This window comes from uncultured Eudoraea sp., assembly GCF_947258925.1.
GTDB lineage: Bacteria > Bacteroidota > Bacteroidia > Flavobacteriales > Flavobacteriaceae > Eudoraea.
Genome location: NZ_CAMYKG010000070.1, coordinates 1 through 3,922, shown reverse-complemented (window position 1 = coordinate 3,922; position 3,922 = coordinate 1). Strand labels below are relative to the sequence as shown.

Annotated in this window: 6 protein-coding genes and 1 pseudogene; 4 read left to right on the top strand and 3 right to left on the bottom strand. The window is 36.8% G+C overall.

Features of this window, described 5'->3' with window-relative positions; genetic code table 11:
- The 4 genes and pseudogenes from Q0X77_RS15175 to Q0X77_RS15160 form a co-directional block, all read left to right on the top strand.
- On the top strand, positions 1–1,131 hold a 1,131-nt coding region (locus tag Q0X77_RS15175), incomplete at its 5' end, for a TolC family protein (protein WP_297798661.1).
- Between the two features lie 8 nt (positions 1,132–1,139).
- Complete coding sequence (locus Q0X77_RS15170) at positions 1,140–1,322, top strand: CPXCG motif-containing cysteine-rich protein (RefSeq protein WP_297704967.1); 183 nt, start codon at positions 1,140–1,142, stop codon at positions 1,320–1,322.
- 289 nt (positions 1,323–1,611) lie between these two features.
- A pseudogene (locus Q0X77_RS15425) lies at positions 1,612–1,725 on the top strand (hypothetical protein); the annotation flags it as partial.
- Between the two features lie 30 nt (positions 1,726–1,755).
- Positions 1,756–1,923, top strand: coding sequence for a hypothetical protein (locus Q0X77_RS15160; RefSeq protein ID WP_297798662.1), 168 nt, complete (start codon positions 1,756–1,758; stop codon positions 1,921–1,923).
- A gap of 101 nt (positions 1,924–2,024) precedes the next feature.
- Here the strand turns inward: Q0X77_RS15160 and Q0X77_RS15155 are convergent, their stop codons facing one another.
- From Q0X77_RS15155 to Q0X77_RS15145, 3 genes are all read right to left on the bottom strand, one after another.
- Positions 2,025–2,552 (bottom strand): hypothetical protein, encoded by a 528-nt coding sequence (locus Q0X77_RS15155; RefSeq protein WP_297798660.1) that lies wholly within the window; start codon positions 2,550–2,552, stop codon positions 2,025–2,027.
- Positions 2,553–2,719: 167 nt separating this feature from the next.
- On the bottom strand, positions 2,720–3,094 hold the full coding sequence (locus Q0X77_RS15150) for a VOC family protein (protein WP_297704962.1): 375 nt from the start codon (positions 3,092–3,094) through the stop codon (positions 2,720–2,722).
- Positions 3,095–3,170: 76 nt separating this feature from the next.
- Positions 3,171–3,677, bottom strand: coding sequence for a RidA family protein (locus Q0X77_RS15145; RefSeq protein ID WP_297705089.1), 507 nt, complete (start codon positions 3,675–3,677; stop codon positions 3,171–3,173).
- Positions 3,678–3,922 lie beyond the last annotated feature (245 nt).

Here is a 3,922-nt window from a genome sequence, read left to right as displayed (position 1 = left end):
TATAACAGGGATGATTCTACTATTGAATTTCCGGGCCAGGTAGATGAAAATGGAATTCCCAGGCCGAATTTTGAAATTAATAAAGCCGAAGCACAGCGCTATAATGCGGGGCTGAATTTAAACTATATTCTTTTTGATGGCTTAGGACGCAGATACAATTATAAAAGGCTGAAGGAACAGTACCAATTAACGGAATTGCAGGCCAGGGAAACTATCCAAAACACCATACTTCAGTTATTGAGTATCTATTTTGAAGTTGCCCGTTTATCTGAAAATGAATTTGCACAGAAAGAAGCTTTGGAGGTTTCAAAGGATCGGATTAAAAGGGCCCAATACGCATTTGAGTATGGGCAAAACACACAGTTGGATGTATTAAATGCAGAAGTTGATGTTACCAATGATAGTATAATTCTCCTAAATACCCAGAGATTATTGAAAAACACCAAACGCGATTTAAATGTTGTACTCAACCAGGAGGTAACAAACTTATATGAGGTAGATACATTAATTACTTTCATACCGATGCTGGAATTGCAAGCGATGGTTGATGATGTATCAATAAACAACCTGGCCCTCCTCCAAACGGAAAGGAATCTGTCCATAAACGAATATGACGTCAAAGTAAGTAAATCCGGGTATTTACCGGTGATTGGTTTAACGGGTTCATATGGTTGGAATTTAAATCAAAGTGCCGCCTCCGCTTTCTTTCCCGGAGTCAACAATAGCACTTTAAATCTAAATCTAAGTGCGGGCCTTACCTGGAATCTTTTTGATGGTGGAATTACTACTGTTCAGGTTAGGAATGCTAAAATAGCCTTAGAAAATCAGGAGTTATTAAAAAAGCAGGTTGAACTTGAGGTAGAGCGGAATATTGAGAATGCCATTGAAACTTATGAAAATAGATTGACGATATATCAAATCCAGGAGAAAGCAGTAATTACCAATCAGAATAATTTTGAACGATCAAGGGAGCAATACCAACTGGGAAGGATTACATCAATAGAATTCAGACAGGCTCAGATTAATCTCTTAACTGCTCAAACCACCAAAAACCTCGCAAAGTACGATGCCAAACTAGCCGAATTAGAGCTTTTGCAATTAACCGGTCAGTTATTGAATGTAGACTTTTAATCTCTTCGATGTACGAACACTACTTTCAGTGCCCTTATTGTTGGGAAGAAATATCAATGCTGTTAGATCCTTCTATCCAACGGCAGAATTACGTTGAAGATTGCGAGATATGCTGTAATCCTATAGAATTATCAATAGAATTCATTAACAACGATCTTGAAAGTTTCCGGGCCAATAACCTGGAACAATGACTACTTCTAAAAACAATACAGAACCAATAAACAGCCTATTTTTATCTAAGCTCATTTCTTTACTTGATCTCTAATTGTCACTTTAGTATTCCGGGTAGATTAAAAATTGGTATCAGGTTAATCGGTTTTGATTATTTTAACAAGCGAAAAATTTAATCTGAAATTATAATTCCATTTTCTTTGGAACAGATACGTATCAAAAGTATAATTTATGAAAGGATTTGATTCTTTAGATTGGGTAGTAATTACGGCATACTTTATTATATTGCTTGGAGTAGCATTTTGAGTTATAAAGCAAAAACAAAAGAACACCGAGGATTATTTCCTGGCGGGTCGTAATATTGGGTGGTTTATAGTTGGTGCTTCTATTTTTACTTCTAATATTGGCTCTGAACATGTAGTAGGGCTCGCAGCTAATGGTGCTGGAGATAAAATGCCATTACTCATCTATGACTTATCTCAATCTTGTAGTGTTTCCGAGCAGGTGTGGCATGAAAAGATTGTAAAACGAATGGAAGAAGCCGTTGTACTAGCTAGAAAAAGTGGTAAAGTAGTTGGCACTTTTGTGGAAACGAGGAAGATGCAAAAAAGTGGGAAATAACAGGGGTTCAATATATCTCAAAAGCCGTTGATAAGGGTATAATATTAAATGCCTTTAAAAATATAACAGCGGGTTTAACAAAAACGATTACCAACACCTTTTTAAGGCAGCGGGCTTTGCTCACCTATCGCTTCTCTGAATGCTTTCCATTTTATGGTATCACCGTCAATTGAAAAGGTATTTGTTTTTTTAAAAATTGCCGTGATTGCACCTATTCCTGCACCCATGGCTCCAAAAATAAATCCAAAACCACCAGCACCCTCACCTTTGCCCCACCATTCACCTTCACCGCCAGTTGCGAACCCCAAAATTGCTCCGGTTCCTGTGCCTATAACCGCACCCATGAGGATATTATGCCCCGCTGATCGTTTTGTTTTTATAGAACCAATACTGGTTACTTCAATAGTTACGGGTTTTTCTCTGGGCCCGGTTACCAGGGAAGTGTCCGTTAGGACGGCGATTCTACCCTTGGATATTTTTATACCATTCAGATCATATACTGTTACAAAGGGAGTTGCCTTATTTTTTTCTTTTTGAGAATAAAATGTACTCCAAGATAAAAGCGCAAGAATTAGAATAGGGATTTTCAGGTAATCATAAAAGCAAATATTTTGGTCAAATAGCGGCATAGTTAAGGGATCGGAATTTTTATCTTACTTATAAATATATGGTTGATAAGACAAACAGGGCGGGACGTGCTGTCTTCGAGGGAGTATTTAAAAATAGAAAAATATTACTAAATAATTCAGAAATATTCAATTATTTGGCAGATCCTGTACAATGCCAGGCTGAATTTCTAGATTTTCCATGGAGGATTCCTCCTGTTCACTCCTCCGTAATACAGTATTAATTGATTACCATCAGGATCTTTTAGCCTGGCCTCCCTCCATAGCCAGGGTTTATCATTCGGTAATTCGTCAAATTCGATTCCTTTGGAAAATAACTTACCTACGTACTCATCCAGATCTTCGCATTCAAAATACACATATATTCCATCTCCTGAAGGTAGTTTTTCGGTTTGGTGTATAGAAAAAGTACTATCCCCATCAGGACATTCAAATCTTGCGTAATGTGGTAAGGCCTTAACAATTAGTTTTAATCCGATCTTTTCATAGAATGGAATGGATTTAGTCAAATCAAGGGATGGAATAGTTATTTGATTTAAATTCATTTAAACTTGTTTAGATATAGATTGTGGACATATTATTCTCCGAAAAGACTTCTCTGAGTGTACTCTACGGAACTATCTATTCGCTTTTATGCACTTCCAATTCAATTTCTATCATAAACTCGGGTAATGCCAATTCCTTAACACCAAGCCAGGAGCCTGTAGGAAACTGCTTTGTATAAACGGTATTCCTATAAGCGGCGTGTTCCAGAAATAAAGGCATATTGGTTGTAAATACATTCTCAACAACAACATCGTCAAAAGTGCACCCATAATGCTTTAATATCTTATCCAGATCCGCGTAGCAATTTTTCATTTGTTGCTCAAAATCCCCTACAGCGGTTGGATTTCCGTCGTTGTCCATACTAACAGCTCCGGATATTTTAATATCGTTGCCAATTTTCACGGCATGAGAATACCCATAGGCTTTTTCCGTTTCAGGACGAAGCAAAAAATACTCGGGCTTTTCTGCCTCGACTATTTGTTCTTTTTCAACTTCTTTGGGTGCCTGGTTGCAGCTTTGAATTACAAATGCAAAAACAAATAGGGGAGCAAGAAATTTAATTCGGTTGGAGATGGTGTTCATATTTTTCATATTTTTTTGTTGTGATAGATTAATGATTAATCTGTTTCTGGTTTTTCCGTTTTAAAAACCCCAAGTTAATAAAACTATAATATTATTTGCAGATCTATTTGCCTCATATGTAAATATTTTGAAATTAACTACTCCAGTGAATAAATTGGAAAAAATGTTCTGAGTTATCATCCTATTCCGGGAGAATATCTGGGTTGTAATCCGCTATCCGACATTGGGAATACCTGGAGTTTATA